This window comes from Streptomyces sp. NPDC046870, from assembly GCF_040704595.1.
GTDB classification, from domain to species: domain Bacteria; phylum Actinomycetota; class Actinomycetes; order Streptomycetales; family Streptomycetaceae; genus Streptomyces; species Streptomyces argyrophylli.
In genome coordinates this window covers 207,536-226,668 of sequence record NZ_JBEYXM010000008.1, presented here as the reverse complement: position 1 = coordinate 226,668, position 19,133 = coordinate 207,536, and the positions used below count along the sequence as shown (strand labels likewise).

Annotated in this window: 11 protein-coding genes; 4 read left to right on the top strand and 7 right to left on the bottom strand. The window is 73.7% G+C overall.

All coding sequences use genetic code 11. From position 1 onward, the window contains the following. Positions 1-79: 79 nt before the first annotated feature. Positions 80-826 carry an SDR family oxidoreductase gene (locus AB0946_RS20160; protein WP_366761978.1) on the bottom strand — a complete coding sequence of 249 codons (747 nt, stop codon included), beginning with the start codon at positions 824-826 and terminating at the stop codon, positions 80-82. Between the two features lie 47 nt (positions 827-873). Continuing rightward, positions 874-1,788, bottom strand: coding sequence for a VOC family protein (locus AB0946_RS20155; RefSeq protein WP_366761977.1), 915 nt, complete (start codon positions 1,786-1,788; stop codon positions 874-876). Positions 1,789-1,970: 182 nt separating this feature from the next. Between AB0946_RS20155 and AB0946_RS20150 the strand changes: the two genes are divergently transcribed. The 3 genes from AB0946_RS20150 to AB0946_RS20140 are packed head-to-tail and all read left to right on the top strand — an operon-like array spanning position 1,971 to position 11,117. Beyond that, entirely contained in the window at positions 1,971-8,423 is a 6,453-nt protein-coding gene (locus tag AB0946_RS20150; RefSeq protein WP_366761976.1) for a condensation domain-containing protein, read from the top strand. Positions 8,424-8,466: 43 nt separating this feature from the next. Continuing rightward, positions 8,467-8,763 carry a phosphopantetheine-binding protein gene (locus AB0946_RS20145; protein ID WP_366761975.1) on the top strand — a complete coding sequence of 99 codons (297 nt, stop codon included), beginning with the start codon at positions 8,467-8,469 and terminating at the stop codon, positions 8,761-8,763. Further along, positions 8,763-11,117 carry an amino acid adenylation domain-containing protein gene (locus AB0946_RS20140; RefSeq protein ID WP_366761974.1) on the top strand — a complete coding sequence of 785 codons (2,355 nt, stop codon included), beginning with the start codon at positions 8,763-8,765 and terminating at the stop codon, positions 11,115-11,117. Before AB0946_RS20145 ends, AB0946_RS20140 begins: the two co-directional genes overlap by 1 nt. Before the next feature lie 105 nt (positions 11,118-11,222). Here AB0946_RS20140 and AB0946_RS20135 read toward each other — a convergent pair whose 3' ends face one another. Beyond that, positions 11,223-13,178 carry a KedN5 family methylcobalamin-dependent radical SAM C-methyltransferase gene (locus tag AB0946_RS20135; RefSeq protein WP_366761973.1) on the bottom strand — a complete coding sequence of 652 codons (1,956 nt, stop codon included), beginning with the start codon at positions 13,176-13,178 and terminating at the stop codon, positions 11,223-11,225. A gap of 201 nt (positions 13,179-13,379) precedes the next feature. Here AB0946_RS20135 and AB0946_RS20130 point away from each other — a divergent pair, with 201 nt between their 5' ends. Then, the gene (locus AB0946_RS20130; RefSeq protein WP_366761972.1) at positions 13,380-14,132 is read left to right on the top strand and encodes an alpha/beta fold hydrolase; all 753 of its coding nucleotides are present in this window, start codon (positions 13,380-13,382) and stop codon (positions 14,130-14,132) included. On the opposite strand, the gene AB0946_RS20125 is transcribed toward AB0946_RS20130, so the two are convergent. The 4 genes from AB0946_RS20125 to AB0946_RS20110 are packed head-to-tail and all read right to left on the bottom strand — an operon-like array spanning position 14,118 to position 19,075. Next, on the bottom strand, positions 14,118-15,161 hold the full coding sequence (locus tag AB0946_RS20125) for a ferritin-like domain-containing protein (protein ID WP_366761971.1): 1,044 nt from the start codon (positions 15,159-15,161) through the stop codon (positions 14,118-14,120). The two genes, AB0946_RS20130 and AB0946_RS20125, sit on opposite strands and share 15 nt — an antisense overlap. Continuing rightward, a complete protein-coding gene (locus AB0946_RS20120) occupies positions 15,151-16,800 on the bottom strand; it encodes an AMP-binding protein (RefSeq protein ID WP_366761970.1) in 1,650 nt (549 codons plus the stop codon). Before AB0946_RS20120 ends, AB0946_RS20125 begins: the two co-directional genes overlap by 11 nt. Beyond that, entirely contained in the window at positions 16,797-18,014 is a 1,218-nt protein-coding gene (locus AB0946_RS20115; protein WP_366761969.1) for an NAD(P)/FAD-dependent oxidoreductase, read from the bottom strand. The genes AB0946_RS20120 and AB0946_RS20115 overlap by 4 nt, the downstream gene beginning before the upstream one ends. Continuing rightward, positions 18,011-19,075: an XdhC/CoxI family protein gene (locus AB0946_RS20110; RefSeq protein ID WP_366761968.1), complete on the bottom strand. Its 1,065-nt coding sequence runs from the start codon at positions 19,073-19,075 to the stop codon at positions 18,011-18,013. Before AB0946_RS20110 ends, AB0946_RS20115 begins: the two co-directional genes overlap by 4 nt. Between the last annotated feature and the right edge of the window lie 58 nt (positions 19,076-19,133).

Below are 19,133 nucleotides of genomic sequence, written 5' to 3'. Positions count from 1 at the left end.
CGTGCGGCAGTGAGCCGGTGCAGCGGAAAGCCGGTCACCAGGGGTGACCGGCTTTCCGGCGGCTGGGCGGCTGGGCGGTTCAGCGCACGGCCAGGCCCCCGTCCGGCCGCAGCACCTCGCCGGTCATGCCCGAGGCCGCTTCGGAGGCCAGGAAGCGGTAGAGGGCGGCGAGTCGGCCGGGGTCCAGGACCACGCCGAGGGGGTTGAGGTCCCGTATCGCGCGGGCGATCTCCTCGGGCCTGTCGTACACCGCGCGGTCGTCCGACTCGCCGACGGCGGCCCGCAGGCCCGTGAGGACGCCGCCGGGGGCCACCGCGTTGACCCGGACGTGCGGGGCGAGGTCGGCGGCGAGGTGGCGGACCAGGCCGAGTGCGGCGTGTTTGGAGACCGCGTAGGCCACGCCGGCACCGTTGCCGCGGACCAGGAAGGAGGCGTCGGAGAGGGTGAAGACCATGGAGCCGGCGGTCGACTTGAGCTCTTCGGCGGCGGCGCGGGCGCCGAGCAGGTAGCCGAGGACGTTGACCTCCCAGACACGCTGCATGAGGACGCCGAGTTCGGCGCCCGGCAGGTCGAGCAGCGTCGTCCCGGCGTCGTGGATGCCGGCGTTGCCCACGAACACGCCGAGTCCGCCGTGGAGTCGGACCGCCGTCGTCACCGCCCGTTCGTTGTCCGCGGCGCGACGGACGTCTCCGCCGACGAAGGTCACTCCGTCCGGGAACCCGTCCGCGGGTTCTTCGCGGTCCAGTACGACGACGGGGTCGCCGTGCGCGGCGAACTCCTCCACCACGGCCCGCCCGATGCCGGACGATCCCCCCGTCACCAGCACGGCGCCCGCTCCCGTACCCGGCCCCGGTCCGGGCCCCGGCCCCCGACTCATACCGGCGGGGGCGTCCACAGCCCCGGGTCGGGAAGGCCGCACAGCGCCGCCGAGACCAGTTCGTCACGGGGATTGGCGGTGCCCCACTGGTCGGTGGTCTGGGCGTTCGCCGGATGCACCTGGGGCGTCCAGGCCCGGTCGTCGTGGATCATCTGGGCCGCGGTCGTGTACTCCAGGACGAACCGCGAGGACGGGTCCTGGAAGTAGGAGAAGGTGTTGTTGCCGACCCCGTGCCGGCCCGGACCCCACAGCGGGGCCACGCCCTCCCGCATCAGCCTCCCGGTGGCCCGCATGAACGCGTCGAGGCCGTTGACCTCGAAGGCCACGTGGTTGAGGGAGACGTGCGGCGCGCGGGTGAACGCCACGATGTGATGCGCCGGGCCGACCCGCAGGAAGCACATGATGTCCTCCACCCAGTCGGAGACCCGGAAGCCCAGCACCGACTCGTAGAAGGCGCGGGCCCGTTGCAGGTCCCGGGTGTTCAGCACGACGTGGCTGATGGCCAGCGGACGGCTCTCCAACTCCTCGACCGGCCGGAACACCCGGTCCTCGACCTCGGCCGACACCTCGACCACCCGGCCGTCGCAGTCCAGGAACCGCACCGCGTACCCGCCGCCGAGATCCTGCCGCGGCGCGGGATCGCCGAGCAGCTTCCCCTCCGGATGCCGGGCCACCCGTGCGGCGATCCGGTCCACGGCGCCGGCCGACTCCGCGCCGAGGCAGAGCAGGTCCATCCGCGGCTCGGGCGTGACCCGCAGCCGCAGTACATGGCTCTCGGCGCAGCCCGCCCCGAGATAGAGCAGATCGCCCTCCGTGCGGACGGCTTCCAGCTGCCAGCGTTTCTCGTAGAACTCGCGTGCTCGACCGAGGTCGGGAACTCCCAGCCCGACACTGCGCACATGCGTGATCACCGGTACTCCTCTCGGAGAAAGGAAAGGGGGGAGATCTGCAACGTAACTCCGAATGCGGGAATGGGACAGGCGCCCATGTGCCCGCAGTTCAAGTTGGGCGGGTCGGTCAATTCTGGTCGGCCGACGGAACGCTCCCTAAGGTGAATCGATCCCGAACACCGATGCGGACAGGGAGTGTTGCCGTGATCGACGCGATGCTGCGTACCTCGGTCGCCGGAAATCCCGAAGGAACGGCAATCGTCTTCGGCGAGCACACCGTCAGCTACCGCGAACTGGGCGACCGGACGGCGGCGTTGCGCGCGGGCCTCGGTGAACTGGGCGTGGGCCGCGGTGACTGCGTCCTGGTCGCGTTGCCCAACTGCCCGGCCTGGATCTACACCTACTTCGCCACCGCCGGGCTCGGCGCCACCGTACTGGCCCTCGACCCCGAGCTGACCGAGCCGGAACTGCGCCGCGTAGCCGCCGAGTGCCCCCCCACGGTGGTCGTGACCGACCCGGCCCGCGCCGGGCTCCTGGACCGCGTCGGACGCACCCTGCCCCGCCGCCCCGCCCTGCTTCTCACCGGGGACGGCGCCCCCGCCGACGTACCGCACACGGACCTGACCGGCCTGATGGCACGGCAGGAGGCCGGAGGCGGGGGAAAGGTGTGGGACAGCGACCAGGGGGACTGGGACGCCGACTGGGTGTTCACCTACTCCTCCGGGTCGACCGGCGAACCCCGTCGCATCTCCCGCACCCAGGCCAACCAGTTCGCCGAGGCGAGCAACATCGTGCGTACCGCGGAGGTGACCGAGCGGGACGTCGTCCTGTGCCCGGTGCCGCTCTTCCACGCCCTGGGCCAGTTCTGCTGTCTCATCGTGGCCGTGCGCGCCGCGGCGACCCTGGTGCTCATCGACCCCACCGGCGGGGACGGCGGCACGGAGTGGACCGTCGGTCGGGTGACCGAGCTGGTGGGCCGGCACCGGGTGACGATCATGCCCGCCGTGCCGTACGTCTTCGAGGCGCTGGCCGACCTGCCGGCCGGGCACGGCGGCGACCTCGGCTCGCTGCGGCTGTGCCTGTCCGGCAGCAACTTCCTCACGCCCGCCGTCCGGGACCGCTTCGAGCGCCGCCACGGGGTGCCGATCCGGCAGACGTACGGCAGTTCGGAGGCGGGCAGCGTCAGTTGGGACTGCGGGCCGGGGCCGATCACGCCCGACTCGGTGGGACGTCCGTTGTCCGGGGTGAGCGTGCGGATCGTCGGCCCCGCGGGAGAGCCGCTGCCCTCGGGGGCCGAGGGCGAGATCACGGTGAGCAGCGCCGCCGTGGCCCGCACCTGGCGCGACGGCGAGGAGACGGTACGCCTCGATCCGGGCGCGCCCTACTTCACGGGCGACCTCGGACTGCTGGACGCCGAGGGGCGGCTATACGTCACCGGCCGCAAGCGGACGCTGATCGACACCGGTGGGCACAAGGTCAACCCGGTGGAGGTCGAGGAGGTCCTGGAAAGCCTGCCCGGGGTGCGGGAGGCCGGCGTCGTCGCGCTGCCGGGCGGAGTGCTGGCCGCGGCGGTGGTGGCCGCGCCGGACACCGAACCCGACCTCGTACGGCTGCGGGAGGCGTGCCGGGCACGGCTGGCCGACTACAAGGTCCCCCGCCACCTGGTATTGGTGGGCGCCCTGCCTCGCTCCTCGGTGGGCAAGATCCGGCGCGCCCGGCTGACCGCCCTGCTGACCGCGGAGGAGATCGGTACGACGGCCCCGGCCACCACGGGGCCCGACGGCGCCGCCCCCGAGGACGACCCCTGGGCCGAACCCGACCCGCGCCGCCGCGCCCGCCTGGTCGGTGACCGGCTCGTCGCGCTGGCCGCCGAGGTGCTGGGCAGGACGGCCGACGAGATCGACCGCGACCGGACGCTGCCGCTGCGCGCGCTCGGCCTGGACTCGCTGGGCGCGCTGCGGCTGAAGATGGCCGTACAGGAGCATCTGCACCGCACGCTCGGCCTGCCCGAACTGCTCGGCCCCGCCACCCCCGCCGAACTCGCCGCGCTGCTGGCCGCCCGCCCGGCAGAGGACGCCTCCGCCGCCGTACGCCCGGGGCCGCCGACCGGCGAGTTCCCGCTCTCCCACAACCAGGCGGCCATCTGGCACGCCGACCGGCTCGCCCCCGACAGCGCCTCCTACCACCTGAGCTTCGCCGCACGCGTCGTCTCCGGCTGCGACCCCGCCGCCCTGCGCCGCGCCTTCCAGGCCCTGACCGACCGCCACCCCGTGCTCCGCACCACCTACGCCCCGCACGACGGCACCCCCCGGCAGCATGTCGCCGCACACACCCGGGTGGACTTCGCCGAACTGCCCCTCCCCGCCGACGAAGGCCTGGACGGCCACCCCGCCCTCGCCGCCGCCCTGGAGTCCGCAGCGGCCGAACCCTTCGACCTGACGACCCAGGTCCCTCTGCGGATACGGCTGTTCACGGCCCCCGACCGTGACCCGGTGCTGCTGGTGACCCAGCACCACATCGCCACCGACTTCTGGTCGATGGTGACGCTGCTGAAGGACCTCGGCGGCCTGTACGCGGCCGAGCTCACCGGCGAGGAGTACTACCGGCCCGCCCCCTCCCACACCTACACCGACTACACGCGCTGGCTGGACGAACAGGTGACGGGCGCCACCGGCGCGGCGGACCGCGAGCACTGGCGGTCCGCTCTGGCCGACCTGCCCCCGGTCCTCGAACTCCCCCTCGACCGCCCCCGGCCGCCCGTGCAGCCGCGGGAGGGCGCCACGCACTTCCACACCCTCGACAAGGACCGCGTCGAACGCCTCCGGGCCTTCGCCCGCGCCCGCGGCACGACCGTCTACACCGTCCTGCTGGCCACCTTCCACCTGCTGCTGCGCTCCCTCACCGGCGAGCGTGACATCGCCGTGGCCGCGCTCACCACCAACCGCGACCGGCAGGAGTTCCACGACGTCCTCGGCTACTTCGCCAACCAGGTGGTGTGCCGGGTCCGTGCGGTGGACGGCGAGAGCTTCGACGCACTGCTGGAGACGGTCCGCGGCGGTCTGCTCACCGCCATGGAACACCAGCTGCTCCCGTTCGCCGCCGTGGTGGACGACCTGGGCGTGCGACGGGACCCCAGCCGCGCCCCGCTCGTCGACCTCGCCTTCGGCCAGAGCAAGGCCCACGACCCCGGTATGCCCGACGTCAGCACGTTCCTGGCCGGCGGCACCGGACAGCCTCTGCGGGTGGGGCCGCTGGACCTGGAGTCCGTCGCGGTCGGGCAGCGCGGCACGGTCTACGACTTCTCCGGCGCCGTCTACGAGTCCGACAACGCCGTCTCCCTCGCCTGGGAGTACAGCAGGGCACTGTTCGACGAGGCCACGGCCAAGCGGATCGCCGGGCAGTTCGAGGAAGTGCTGGAGGCGGTGCTGAGCGACCCCGGGCGGCCGGTACGGGAGGCGGAGCCGCTCGACCAGGCGTGGCGGGAGCGGCTCCTCGCCGCCTCGACGGGCCCCGCGGAGGAACTGCCGACCGTGCCGGAACTCATCGCCCGGCGCTGCGCGGCCCGGTCCGGCGACGTCGCGATCGTCACCCCGGACGGCTCGGTCACGCTGGGCGAGTTCGCCGAGCGGGCCGGCCGTGTGGCTGGGGCGCTGGCGGCGGCGGGCGTGGGGCAGGGAGCCCGGGTCGGGCTGTGGCTCGACGGGACCGGGGACGCGGCGACTGCGGCGGCCGGGGTGTGGCAGGCGGGCGCGGTCTGCGAAACGGTCGCGGTGGACGCGTCGGCGGAGCGGGTACGGCAGGTCGCCGGACGGCTGGACTGGCTGGTGACGACGGGGGCGCGGCGGGACTTGCTGGGGCACGGGCTGTCGGGGGACGGGCTGTCGGGGGTACGGGTGCTGGTGCCGGACGAGGTTCCCGGTGGCGGCCCGTTCACGGGGGCCGCGCCTCAGGCACCGGCTCTTGTCGTCCGCACCTCGGGGGTCACCGCGCCGCCGCGCGCCCATGTCGTCGGTCACCGGGCGCTGGCCCGCTGCGCCGCTCTCCGGGCGGCCGAAGCAGCCGGGGGAGTCCGGGGCGGCACGCTCGTGCACGGCATGGCGGCGGCCGACCGGGCGCTGGTCACCGTACTGACCACGATCGCGGCGGGCGGCACGGCCGTACTGGAGCCCTGGATCCGCACTCCCCGGGACCTGGCGGCGACGCTCGGATCCGGCAGGGCCTTCGGCGCGCTCCAGCTGACTGCCACCCAACTGCGCAGGTTGCTGCCGGAGCTGACTGCCCTCGGCATCCGGCACCGGGTCGCCGTCCTCTCCGTGACCGGGGAGACGCTGACCGGGGACCTCGCACGGCGCTGGCGCGAGCGGGCCGCGGACCCGGCTGCACGGATCACGCACGTCCACGGATCCGTGGAGACGGGCCTCGCCCTCGCCTGGGGCGAGGTCCCGGACGACCTGGACGACCACGAGATCGCCCCCACCGGCACGGTACTCCCCGGCGTGCGGCGGTACGTGCTCGACGACGCCGGCCGGCTCTGTCCGCCCGGCGTGACGGGCGAGATCTGCGTCGCCGAGGCTCTTGTGGAACCCCGGGCGGACGACGGTACGGCGCCGTCCGACACGGAGGTCTCTCTCCAACCCGGTGTCGAGGGGGGACGGGTGTGGCGTACCGGTGACGCGGGCCGGTACGCCGTGACCGGGGCAAGGGTCGGTGTGGTGGTCGCCGGGCGCGTCGGCGATGTCGCCAGGGTGCGGGGGCGACGGCTGTGGTTGGGGGACGTCGAACGGGCGATCATGCGGTTGCCCGGAGTGACGGTGGCCGTGGTCACGGCTGACGGAACGTCGCTGAACGCACAGGTGGAGGTGGTTCGCCCGGAGGGTGGTGAGTTGCCCGACGGCGCCGCGCTGCGGGCCGCGCTGCGGGCGGTGCTGCCGCTTGCGGAGGTGCCCGACACGGTGACCGTCGTCGACCGTCTGGCGAGGGCGGCCGAACCGGACCTGGAAGCGGACCCCGGCCCGAGCCGCGACCCGGCGCCGGCGGCGAGTGAGCCGGAGGCGGGAGGCAGCGCGGTGGAAGCCGCTCTCGCGGCCATCTGGCAGGAGGTGCTCGGCGTTGCGCACGTGTCCGCCGACGACAACTACTTCGACCTCGACGGCGACTCGATCACCGCCCTCCAGGTCGTGGCGCTCGCCGCTGAACAGGGCATCCAGCTGACCGCCCGGCAACTCTTCACCGCGGCCACCCTGCGGGACCTCGCCGCAGCGGCCCGCGTCGAGGGACCGGCCGCAGACGAACCGGCGTCCGTGGGCAGTGCCGCGGTGGACGACACGTCCGTCCCCCTCACCCCCGTCCAGCACTGGTTCTTCGAACTCGGCCTGACCGATGTGAACCACTGGAACCAGGTCCTCGCCTTCCATACCGCCCCGGCCCTCGACCCGACCACCCTGACCGCCGCGCTCCGCACGGTCGCGGACCGGCACCCCGCCTTCCGCCTCAGGTTCGGGCGGACGTCGGACGGGACCTGGACGCAGCGCCTGGACCCCGGGGCCGAACCCCTGCTGCTCCTCGCCGACGGCGCACCCGCACCCGGTGACACGCCCGGCGACCGGGCCGCCGCGCTCGCGGTGCGCGCACAGCGTGAGATCGATGTGACGCGCGGCCCGCTCCTCGTCGCCGCGTTGGCGCCGGAGCCGGAGTCCGGCGGCAGCCTGCTGTGCCTGGCGGCCCATCACCTGGTCGTGGACCTGGTGTCCTGGCAGATCGTCCTGGACGAACTCACCCGCACCTGCGCGGCGTTGCACGACGGCAGGGACCCGCGCCTGCCGGTCCCGACGACGGACTTCCCCGCCTGGGCCGCGGCCCTCGCCGCGTACGCCACCTCGCCCGAGGTCACCCGCGAACTGGACGGGTGGGCCGAGTCGGCGCAGAGCGCAGGCACACTGGCGCCCGTCCGTACCGCCCCGGCGCGCCCCGGCACCGTAACCGCACGCCTGTCAGCCGAGGCGTCGGCCGCTCTCCGGTCGGCCCCGCCGGGCGCTCCCCGGCCGCACGAGGTGCTGCTGGCCGCTGTCTGCCACGCGCTGGCCGAGCGGGAGGGCGGCCGGCGGATCCGGGTCGACGTCGAGGGGCACGGGCGCGGACACCGGGTGCCGGGTGTCGAACTGTCCCGTTCCGTCGGCTGGTTCACCTCCGTCCTCCCGGTCCTGCACGGGCCGGTACCGGCCGCCGCGGACCCGGAGGAGACGCTGCGTACCGTCCTCGCCTCGCTGCGGGGGCACGAGGACGGCGGCCTCGCCCACGGCCTGCTGCGCCACGGCCCGGACCCGCGCGCCCGTGAGACCCTCGCGGCCCTGCCGCCCGCCGACGCCGGCTTCAACTACCTCGGTACCACAGGGGCGTTGCTGGGTCCGGTCGGCGACGAAGGCCGCGGGCAGTCACCGAACCCGTTCCGCCCCGTCCCGCTCCCGCCGGGCATCGAACGCGGGCCGGCCGACGCCCGCCCGTACCCCCTGGAGATCAGCGCCCTGTTCGCCGGCGACACCCTCGAACTGCGCATCGGTCACGACCGGGGAACGGACGATGGCCCCGTACACGAACTCGCCGAGCACGTCCTGGCGGCCCTGCACCGGCTGACGCCCGCGCCGGGTGCCGTCCGCTGAACCGATCCGACCGACATCAGCTGCAACGCTCAGGAGACCGAGCATGGCATCCGACACCGACACCGACACCGAGACCGGCATCGACACCGGCTCCGGCTCCGACACCGGCACCGTACTGGTCCGCGACGCCTGGGCCCGGGCGCTGAAGCACTCGGACTTCACCGACGACGAGGACTTCTTCCTGGTCACCGGCGCGCACTCGCTGCTCGTGGCGCACATCATGGCCGACGTGTGCGCGGCCACCGGCCGACGGCTCTCCCTGCGGCTGTTCTTCGACAACCCCACGGTCAACGGACTGGCGGCAGTGCTCGCCGACACCACTCACGGGGAGAACCGCTGATGACCTCCACCGCGCCCACCCGGACCACACCCCCCGCCTCCTTCAACGACACCCAGCGCCCTTACCGCACCGACGCCACCCTCCCCGACCTGCTGCGGGAGGCAGCGCGCCGCGACCCGGACCACCCGGCGCTCACCGCGACCGGCACCGCCGGGCTCACGCACGGCCAACTCGACGCGCTCACCGACCGCATGGCCCGGCTGCTGGCCGACCTCGGTGTCGGGCCGGGCAGTCATGTGGCCCTGTACAGCGACCGCACCCCGCTCGCGGTGGCCGCGCTGATCGCCGTGGTCAAGGCGGGCGCCGCCTATGTGCCCCTGGACCCGGCCTGGCCGCGGCGGCGCGTGGTCTCCCTGCTGCGTCGGATGGACGTGGCCTGTCTGGTCGCCGGCCGGCCGACGCTGCGGGCGGCGCAGGAGCTGCGCTGGGAGGTGCCGTCACTGCGGCATGTCCTCTGCCCGGCGATCGAGGCACGGGAGAGCTGGGAGGCGGTGCTGGACCGGGAGATGGTCGAGACGTTCTTCGACTTCCTCTCCGCAGAGCCCGATCCACTGGAGGCCGCGGGGTTCAACCTGCGGCGCTCGCACCGCCCGTACCGCCCGCAGGACGTCGCGGACTACCGCGACCACGTGGCCCGCCTGGTGCACGACACGAGCGGGCACGGCGCGGCCGTCCTGGAGGTCGGCTGCGGGTCCGGGCTGATCACCGAGGCGGTGGCGCCCACGGCCCGCCGGTATGTCGCCACCGACCCCTCGCCGGTCGCCGTCGACAAGAACGTGCGGATCGGTGCGCAGGCCGGCAGCCGGGTGGAGGGGGTGGCCGCCTACGCGCACGAGGTCGGCGACAAGGTCCAGGGGCCGTTCGACGTCGCCGTGCTCGCGAGCACCGTCCAGTTCCTGCCGGACATGGGCTACCTGCTGCGCACCCTCCACTCGCTCGCCGGGCTGGTGCGTCCGGGCGGTGCCCTGGTCCTCGCCGACCTCATCGACCCCGACGTGGAGGAACACGCCGGGCTGCGGGTGCCGCCCCGGCTGCTGGAGCGGCTGCCCGAACTGCTGCCCCGGTTCGCGTCGGTGGAGGTACGGCGGCGACCGGCGGGGGCGTTCGCCGGTGAGCTGGAGCACCGGTACGACGCCGTTCTGCACGTGTCCGAGGAGCCGGCCGACGCCGCAGCGCCCGTCGACGACCGCACGGGGACCGGGCTGCGGGTGTGGACGGGCGCGGACGTCGCGGACCGTCCGGCGACGCCGCTGCCCGAGGCGGCCACCGCCGACGACATCGCGTACGCCATCTTCACCTCGGGCTCCACCGGCCCGCCCAAGGCGGTGCTGGTCCGGCACGGCGCGGTCGTCAACCTCGTCGACTGGATGAACCGTGAGCACGCGGTGGGTCCGGCGGACCGGCTGTTGTTCGTCACCTCCTTCTGCTTCGACCTGTCCGTCTACGACATGTTCGGCGTGCTGGCGGCCGGCGGCACCGTGCGGCTGGCCGACGACGACGAGGTGGCGGAACCGGGCCGGCTCGTGGAGATCCTGGAGACCGAGCCGATCACTGTCTGGGACTCGGCGCCGGCCGCGCTGTCCATGGTCATGCCGTTCCTGCGGCTGGGCACCGGCTCGGGGCGCGAGGACCTGCGGCTCGTCCTGCTCAGCGGCGACTGGGTGCCGCTGGCGCTCCCGGACGAGGTCCGCGAGGCCTTCCCGCAGGCGTCCGTGGTGGCCCTCGGCGGCGCGACGGAGTGCACCGTGTGGTCGAACCACTTCACGGTGGGCGAGGTCGACCCCGACTGGCCGAGCATCCCCTACGGGCGGCCCATGCAGAACGCGCGCTACTACGTCCTGGACGAGGATCTGCACCCCTGCGCCCTCGGCGAACCCGGCGACCTGTACATCGCCGGGGACTGCGTGGCCGTCGGCTATGCAGGCGACCCCCGCCTGACCGCCGCCCGGTTCCGGCCCGACCCGTGGGCGCCGCGCCCGGGCGAGACCATGTACCGGACCGGCGACCGGGCCCGCTGGCTCGCGGACGGGAACGTCGAGTTCCTCGGCCGGCTGGACGACCAGGTGAAGGTGCGCGGCTACCGCATCGAACTCGGCGAAGTGCGGGCCGCGTTGGCCCAGTGCCCCGGCGTGCGCGCCGCCGAGGTGCTGACGGTGGGCGGCACCGGCGAGGGCCGTACCCTGGCCGGCTTCTACGTCCCGGTGCCCGGCGGCCCCGACAGCGCCACGGTCCGCGAGCAGCTGGCCGGGGGCCTCCCGGCGTACATGGTCCCGGCCCGGCTGCTGTCCGTGCCGGCCCTGCCGCTGGGGCCGACGGGGAAGGTGGACCGCGACGCGCTCGCCCGCCTGCTGTGACCGCGCGGCTCCCGCGGACCATGGGGAAGGCCCCGTACATGTCGGTGTACGGGGCCTTCGCATGAGCCGCGCGGGCGGCGCGATCCGCGCCGCCCGGCTATCCGGCTAGCCGGTGGCCAGCGCGGCCACCGAGCGCCGGGCCGCGGGCTGTTCCTCGCCCATGAAGTGCATGATCTCCTCGTGGTTGGTGGACAGCACCGCGTTCAGCGCGCCGGTGCGGTAAAAGACGTCCAGCTCCACCGGACCGGGCTGCGGGTGGACGTGTCGGCCGGCCCGCATCTCGGCCAGCAGCGCCGGCACGTCGTAGTCGAGGAGCACGTTGCGGCGGACGTAGAAGTCGCCGTCGGGCAGTTCCTGCGGGTCCGGGAAGTCCGGGTCGCCGCCGGCCGGGCGGCCCGTGCCGTCCGCGGGGCAGACGGGTTGGGTGAGCAGGTCGTAGCGGAAGACCTCGTCCAGGAAGGGGCGGTGGGCCGCGGGGAGCACGGGGCTGACCGCCTCGGCCCACCAGGTCCGCAGCGCCGCGCGGCCGGCCGGGTCGGTGAACAGGTAGCCGATCGCCGTCGCGTAGGCGGGGGCACCGCCGCCGTGCGCCCGGGCCGCCGCCTCCCGCAGCGGGGCCGCCTGCGGGCACGAGCTGGTGTCGGCCCAGTCGGCGAGCGAGTCGAGCACCCGTGACTGCCGCCAGCCGGCCAGCACCCGCAGCGGCAGCCAGCAGTGCCGCAGTACGGCGTTCTCCGCCATCACCCGCGCCCAGAACAGGAAGCGCTGCATCCGGGCGTTGTCGTCGAAGGACATGGTCCGGTGGGCGAGGACGTATTCGAAGTCGTCGTGGTCGCCCCTGAGGGAGACGATTCCGTGCAGTTCCTTGTTCTCGGAGTAGTCCGTGTTCGGCAGCAGCATGATCGGGTACACGGCGATTCTCGACACATGCTCGGCGAGTTCGTCGTATCCGTCGAGGAAGGACTGCACGGTCTCGCCCGGGGCGCCCCAGATCAGTTCGGCGTAACAGTCGAGCCCCTCCTTCCCGAGCCATTCCACCAGATCCCGCCACGCATTGACCTTCATATTGCGCCGGTTCATGGTGTCGAGGGCCTCGGTGCTGAGCGTCTGCAGGGCGAGCGTGAACGAACTGCGCAGTCCCGCCTCCTTCATACGGCGCACGATCTCGAAGAACACCTTCGACTTGTTCTTCGCCCAGGACGTCTCGAAAGCCCGCGGATAGCCGAACCTCTCCCGGATGTCGATGAGGTCGTCCACGAACTCCTGGTCGATCGGCAGCATCCCGAAGTTGGCGTCGCAGGCGACCAGCGTGTGCACTCCCAGACCGGCGAAGAGTTCCATCTCGGCCCGCAGCCGCTCCCGCGAGAACGCCCGTACGCGCTGGCCGACCGCTCCGCCCCAATAGCAGAAGGAGCACTTGTAGGGGCAGCCGCGGTTGGTCTCGATGAGGGCGACGTCGTAGCGGAACTCGCCCTTCTCGTCGAGGAGCTCGATGGCACCGGTGAGGAACGGGGACGGGATGAGGTCCAGGTCCTCGATGCGCGGCCGGTCCGGGGTGGTCGTCGTCGTGCCCTCGTCCGAGCGGTACGAGATCCCCTCGATGTCTGCCAGTCCGGTGCGGGAGCGGCCGTCCGCGCGGGCCCGTACGAGCTCCCGGAACGTGATCTCGCCCTCGCCGTTGACGACGACGTCCACGTCCGGGTGCTCCCGGAAGACCCGGTCGGCCTGGTTACTGACGTGTGTGCCCCCGAAGACGACCCAGCCGTCGGGCTTGAGCTGTTTGTAGGTGGCCGCCAGCGCGCCGAAGGCCCGGACGTTCCAGCCGAGTACGGAGAAGGCGAGGATGTCCGGCAGTTCGACCACGAACAGTTCGCGCGCCATCTCGCCGTGGGTCACCTTGCCGCGGAAGTTGGCTATGGAGACCGAGACGCGGTCGGCCAGGGTGGAATCGTCGAGGATCATGGCCTTCATATATCCGGAGGCCAGTGGCATGGACTCCAGCGGCATGTCCCAGACGCCCTGCTGGACCAGCTGGACGGTCAGTTTCTGAATGGGCAGCACAAAGCCCTCCTCAGAGAATGTGGCGGAATTTCACGGTGCCGTCTCTGGAGGGTCCTACGGGTTCTGCGCAGCGTACATACGAATCCGGCGGACGCCCGATCACCCGTTCAACCACGCGCTCGACACGGTTGAACATATGAACTCGACGGCCGATTCTGCCTCTTGGACTTCCCCCCGACGACGGAATTGGGTGAGAAAACCGTGGCTGACCATCCCTGGCTCGTCGACATCACCTCCGGCGGCGGCCATGAACAGGTGCTGTATGCCGTTCCGCACGCGGGCGCCGGTGCCGCGGCCGTGAAGCAGACCTGCCGGCTGCTGGCCGACCACTGCGACACGGTGGCGGTGCGCCTGCCGGGGCGGGAACGGCTCACGGCGCAGGAGCCGTGGACCGACCTCGGTCGGCTCGCCGGCGAACTCGCCCGGCAGGTCCTGCTGCACGCGCAGGGGCGGCGGATCCTGCTCCACGGGCACTGCTCGGGCGCCGTCATCGCCTACGAGACGGCCTGCCGGCTCCCCGCCGCGGTGCTGGACGCCCTGATCGTGTCCGCCAACGAGGCCCCCGACCGCATTCCGCTCGGCGGAGCCTGGAAACTGCCCCGGGACGCCTTCCTGGCCCAGGTCGCCGCCGACGGCTACCTCTCCGCGGACCTTCTCGCCGACCGCGAACTGACCGCGCTGGTGGAACCGGCGCTGCGCGCCGACTACCGGCTCATCGAGGAGCACCCGCCCTCGGGGCAGGTCCTGCCCGTGCCGGTCCACGCCCTGGTCGGAGTGGACGAACGGACCGTACGCACCGAGGACATCGCCGCCTGGGAGCACTTCACCTCGGCCGGCTTCCGGCTCGTGACGGTCCCCGGCGGCCACAACCTGCTGCGGGAGGAGCCGGCCGCGCTGGCCGAGGCGATCCGCGCGGCCACGCCCCGGGACCGGGCCGTGTCAGGGTCCCTTTGAGGGCCGGGCCGGGCCCTGGTGCCCGGCCCGCCGTACGGTGCGCAGGGCAGCCCGGTCGAGCAGGCCGAGATCCTCCATGCCGTGCACCACCCGCGGGGTCAGCAGCCCGATGTGCCCGAGCAGCGGCACCACACGCGAGAACAGGGCCTGGCGGTATGCGGTCAGACCGGGGTCCTGTGCCGTGAAGGCGGCCCCGGTCTGCGCGTCCACGCCCATCCGCTCCCAGACCTCCACCAGCAGGAACCGGCGCCGTAGCAGCGCGAGCGACTCCAGCACGAACTCCTCCCGGTGCGCCCGTTCCGCGTCCGTCAGCTCCGGGATCACGTCCTTGAGCAGCAGGACGCCGTAGGAGACGTGCCGCGCCTCGTCGCGGGCTACCTTCGTCACGATCTGTCTGATCAGGTCGTCGTGGAAGGTGCCGCCCGCCATCCGGAACCCGGCCAGCGCGACCGGCTCGACCAGGCACTGGACGGCCAGCGCGGTCACGTCCCACTCCCGCGCCCGCAGCCCGTCCTCGAACAGCTCCTGGAGCGCGGGGGAGATGGGGTAGGGATCGGGCAGGTGCTCCGCCGTGTACCGGGCGAACGCCTCGGTGTGCCGCGCCTCGTCGACGGCCTGGCTCGCCGCGTACAGCTTGGCCCGCACATCGGGCAGCACCTCCACCAGCCGCGCGGCGGAGACCATGGCCGCCTGCTCGCCGTGCAGGAACTGGCCGATCATCCACGCCTGCAACTCCCAGCGGAACGCGTCCCACGCGGCGATCCCGCGCTCCCGCAGCGGCGAGGCACGGAAGGTCGCGAGCGAGTGCGCCGACGGGGCCGGCAGCGGGGCGCCGTAAGGCACCTCCAGTGACCAGTCGATGTCCTCGGTCGCGTTCCACTGGGCCGACTTCGCCGCCTCGTAGAGGGCGCCGATGCGGTCGGCCGGCTGGTCGTAGCACCAGCTCAGGACGGTGCGCACCTCGGCGTCGAGGGTGAGCGCGTGCACCGGCGCGTGCAGGTGCGAGTGCGGCGAACGGTCACCGGTCATCGGCACAGGCCCTCTCCGCGGTCGCCTCCCACATGGCCCGCCGACGCGGCTTTCCACTGGTCGTGCGCAGGACGGTGCCGGTCCCTCCGGTGACCACCCGGACGTCCAGCCCCTCGCCCCGGCGCCGTACCGCTTCGACAGCCGCCGCGCACCACGGGCCGGGCCGCCGCTCGGCGACCACGAGCGCGGTGGGGACGCCGTGGCGGACCCCGAGCAGTACGACGGGACGGGCGCCGGCGAGTTCGGGCACGCCGGCGAGGGCGCCCTCCACGTCCTCGGCGAGGACGACCCGTCCCCGGCATTTGACGGCGTCTCCGAGCCGGCCGAGCACGAACAGCTCGCCCTCCGAGCGGAAACCGAGGTCGCCGGTGCGCAGCACCCCGTCGCCGAAGACGCCGGTGCCGTCGCCGTCCTCATGGCCCGGCTCGCCGGACGACAGGTAACCGGACGCCAGGGCGGGCCCGGTGACGGTGATCTCGCCGACGTGGTCGTCGGGCAGGGGTCGGCCCGTCGCGTCCACCACCCGGACGGTGCTCGACGCGACGAGCGGTACGCCGCAGCCCACCAGGTCGAGCGCCCGGTCGTCGGACGCGGCGGGCGCGGGGCCGACCCGCCGTCCGCCGACCAGGGTGTGCCGGTCGACCCGGCGCACGCGCAGCCCGCGCCCCGGCGGTACACCGGTCACCGCGAGCGTCGCCTCCGCCAGCCCGTAGGCGGGCAGCACGGCGTGGGCGGGGAAGCCGTGCGGTGCCAGCAGGGCGACGAAACGCTCCACCACCGCCGGGTCCACCCGCTCGGCCCCGGTGATCAGGGCCCGCCAGGCCCGCAGATCCCAGCCCCGCCCGGCCAGTCGGTCTGGCGTCACCCGCCGTACGACATGCGCGAGACCGAAGGCCGGCGCGGCCGTGAGCCGTGCCCCGTGCTCGCCGAAGCAGGCCAGCCAGGCGACCGGGTCCCGCACGAACTGACGCGGGGACATCACCCACAGGTCGCCGCCGTACGTCACCGGTGTGAGCAGGCAGCCGACGAGTCCCATGTCGTGATACGGCGGCAGCCAGCTCGCGGTGGCGTCGTCGGGGCCCATCCGCAGCCAGTCCCGGATGGCCGCGACGTTCGCCTCCAGGGCGTCCAGCGGCACGTTCACCGCCTTGGGCCGGCCGCCCGATCCCGAGGTGAACTGGACCAGCGCCCGCGAGGGCGGACACCGCGGCGGCGTCGAGGAAGCGGAGCCGGTTTCCAGGGACGTCCCGACGACCGGTACCAGCGGTCGCAGCACTTCCGCCCAGCACGGGTCCGCCACCACCCGCACGGCCCCGGACGCGAGCAGCTGCCCGTGCAACCGGTCCCGGGCGAGCTCGCCCCGCTCGAACAGAGCCGGCGGAGCGAGGGGCGCCGGGACGGCTCCGGCCGCGAGGATCCCGTAGAACCCGGTGAGGAAGCCGGGCCCGGCGTCGGCCGTCAGCCCGACCACGTCCCCCGGCGACACGCCGTCCGCCCGCAGGCGTTCGGCCGTGCCGAGAGCGAGCGCGGCCAGTGTCGGATAGGAGACCCGTTCCCAGCTGCCTGAGGCGCTCAGGAACCGGAGGCCGTGGCGCGGGTCGGGGTCGGCGAGCCAGCCTAGGAGGTTCCGCCCGCTCATCCGGCGCTCACCGCGCCCGAGTCGCGGGCGCCGGACAGGTACCTCTCCAGCCGCTGCTCGCCGGTGAAGACGCCGAGCAGCTCGCGCGTGGCGACCGGATCACCGGCCGCCTCCTTCAGCCGGGCGAGGAACGGGCCGTCCAGTGGGCCGAGTTCGGCCTGCCGGCACACGAACGCGAACGCCGCCGCGCGTCCGGTGTCCCGCCGCGCCCGGAACCGCTCCAGCGCGCGCTCCTCCGGGAGCCGGCCGGTGAGCACGTCGTCCAGGGCACGGAACAGGCCGGCCGCGTCCGTGAACGCGTCCGAGATCCCCCGGGCGCCGATCGGATCCTTGTGGTGCCCGGCGTCCCCGGCCAGCGCCCAGCCCGGACCCCAGGCCCGGCGGAAGTAGTTGCGCAGGTTCTGTGCCCCCTGCACCGCGCCGACCGCCCGTCCGGCCGCCAGCCGGTCACGCACCTCGGGCACCCGCGCCAGCGCGCCCGCGAACGCCTCCCGGGCGCCGCCACGGCCGTACACGCTTCTCGGCAGGGTCGCGGCGACCGTGGTCAGCCCGTCGTGCGTGGGCCACATGGACAGGCCGAGCCCCTCCCGGATCCGGATCTCCGCCCCGCACACCGGTACGTCCGCCCAGTATCCGTAGGCCGTCGCCGCCAGCGCGCCCAGGTCGGCGGTCGGCTCCGCGACGGCGCGCCGGGCGACGGTGGAGTTACGGCCGTCCGCCCCGACCACCATCCGCGCCTCGAACCAGACCTGCCGCCCCCGCACGTCTCGTCCGGTCACCCCCGTCACCCGGCCCTCGGACCACAGCAGATCCCGTACGGCGACCCCCTCCCGCACCTCGGCCCCCGCGGCCCGGGCGGCGTCCACCAGCAGCGCGTCGAGGACGTAGCGGCGCGGCGCATAGGTCACCGTGTCCGGCGCACCGGACAGCACCAGCCCCTCGGCGTCCAGCCACACCCGGTCGACGGGCGGACAGCCGCTCGCCACGACCGCGTCCAGCAGCCCCCACTCCCGCAGCAGCCGGACGCCGGGCGCCAGCACCCAGTGTGTGGACAGGGTGTCGCTGGGGAACACCGCCCCGTCGAGCACCAGCACCCGATGCCCGGCACGGGCCAGCAGCATGGCCAGGGGCGCCCCGGTACAACGGGCGCCGACCACGATCACGTCGTACGGCGTGTTCGTGTGCGTCTTCCCGCGCATGTTCTCGTACGTCATGACGTCGCCCCCGCCAAGTGGCCCACGCCGGCGGTCACTCGGCCCGCCGTCTCCGCGTGCACCGGCCCGCGCAGTCCGGTCAATGGCAGCCCGGTGCCGCCGTACCGCTCGGCGACGACCTCGGCCAGGACCGACAGCGCGGTCTCCTCGGGGGTACGGCCGCCGAGGTCGAGCCCGACCGGCGCACGCAGGGCCGCCAGCCGCTCCTCGGGCACCCCGGCCTCGCGCAGCTGCGCCAGCCGGGACGCGTGGGTGGACCGCGACCCCATCACGCCGACGTAGGCGACCGGCAGCCGGGTGGCCGCCTCCAGCAGCGGGACCTCGAACTTTGCGTCGTGCGTCAGCACGCACAGCACCGTGCGGTGGTCGGTGGGCGTCCGCTCCAGGTACCGGTGCGGCCAGTCGACCACGACCTCGTCGGCCTCCGGGAACCGCTCGGGCGTCGTGAACACCGGCCGGGCGTCGCACACGGTGGTCCGGTATCCGAGCAGGGCCGCCATCCGCACCAGGGCGGGCGCCGGGGAGCCGCTGCCGAACACGATCAGGCGGGGCCGGTCCGCCACCGCGTCCGCGAACGTCCCGGCGGCGTGCGGGAGTTCACCGACACGGCCGCCATCGCCCCGTACCAGCAGAACCCCGGGAGCCGGCGTGCCGTCGGGCATCCCGTCCACGGGCCGGATCAGCGTGACGGCCTCGCCGGCCGCCGCGCGGCGCAGCGCCTCCTCGTACACCGGCCGGTCCGCCGCACCGGCCGGCACCGGTGTGACGAGCACGTCGAGAGAGCCGCCGCACAACGGCACCACCGCGAAGGGATCCGGGGTGTCCGAGCCGAACCGGGCCCGCAGCGGCCGGCCGTCGGCGAGCGCCTGCCGGCACAGTTCGTGGACGGACGCCTCGACGCACGCCGTCGAGACGGTCCCGATGACCTCGCCACGCCCGTCGACCGCCATACCGGAACCCGGCTGCGCCGGTGCGCTGCCGGTCACGGACACCACGGTGGCGACCGCGAAGTCGCGTCCCTGCTGGCACCAACGCCACAGTGCCTCGGCCAAGTTGAGCACCGGAACTCCTTTTCGCCGACGTCGTGAACAGCGAAATCATTGCCCCGGGCACCGCTCC

What these genes read in the sequence shown, in the direction of transcription:
- AB0946_RS20140 (WP_366761974.1), top strand. Translation starts at nt 8,763, where the DNA reads ATGACCTCCACCGCGCCCACCCGGACCACACCCCCCGCCTCCTTCAAC.
- AB0946_RS20145 (WP_366761975.1), top strand. Translation starts at nt 8,467, where the DNA reads ATGGCATCCGACACCGACACCGACACCGAGACCGGCATCGACACCGGC.
- AB0946_RS20125 (WP_366761971.1), bottom strand. Translation starts at nt 15,161, where the DNA reads ATGACCGGTGACCGTTCGCCGCACTCGCACCTGCACGCGCCGGTGCAC.
- AB0946_RS20120 (WP_366761970.1), bottom strand. Translation starts at nt 16,800, where the DNA reads ATGAGCGGGCGGAACCTCCTAGGCTGGCTCGCCGACCCCGACCCGCGC.
- AB0946_RS20115 (WP_366761969.1), bottom strand. Translation starts at nt 18,014, where the DNA reads ATGACGTACGAGAACATGCGCGGGAAGACGCACACGAACACGCCGTAC.